Raw genomic sequence first — 548 nt, 5'->3', positions numbered from 1 at the left:
GCGGGTGGATAAGCCGTACCGCGGCGTCATCCACCACAGTATGTGAAAGTATTTACTCCGCGTCGCGGATTTCGTAATCATGGGTGATTTCCACGCCCGCCGCTTCCAGCATGATCGACGCGGAACAGTACTTGGTGGCCGACAGTTCCACCGCGCGCTTGACGTGCGCTTCCTTGAGATCCTTACCGGTCACCACAAAGTGCAGGTGGATTTTGGTGAAGGGTGACGGCACGCCATCGGCCCGCTCAGCGTCCATATCCACATAGCAGTCCGTGACCTTCTGGCGGGACTTGCCCAGGATGCTCATCACATCAAAAGAAGAGCAGCCGCCGAGCCCGAGTAGCAACATCTCCATCGGGCGCACACCGGTGTTGCGGCCGCCATGATCCGGCGGGCCGTCCATCAGTACGGTATGACCACTACCGGATTCACCCAGAAACTGGGCGCCATCTATCCACTTTACCTTACCTTTCATGCAACCTACCTCGCCGTAACCTGTGGGCCTGATATCAATGGCGCAGAAGGTTACCATAACCACTCCAAAAACC

General features: G+C 57.3%; 1 protein-coding gene. It reads right to left on the bottom strand.

The genetic code is table 11. The features are described from left to right. Window positions 1-52: 52 nt before the first annotated feature. Window positions 53-475: an OsmC family protein gene (locus B3520_RS02495; RefSeq protein ID WP_123638040.1), complete on the bottom strand. Its 423-nt coding sequence runs from the start codon at window positions 473-475 to the stop codon at window positions 53-55. Window positions 476-548 lie beyond the last annotated feature (73 nt).

This window comes from Marinimicrobium sp. UBA4509, assembly GCF_002388575.1.
GTDB lineage: Bacteria > Pseudomonadota > Gammaproteobacteria > Pseudomonadales > Cellvibrionaceae > Marinimicrobium > Marinimicrobium koreense.
This window is presented reverse-complemented; position numbering and strand designations above follow the sequence as displayed.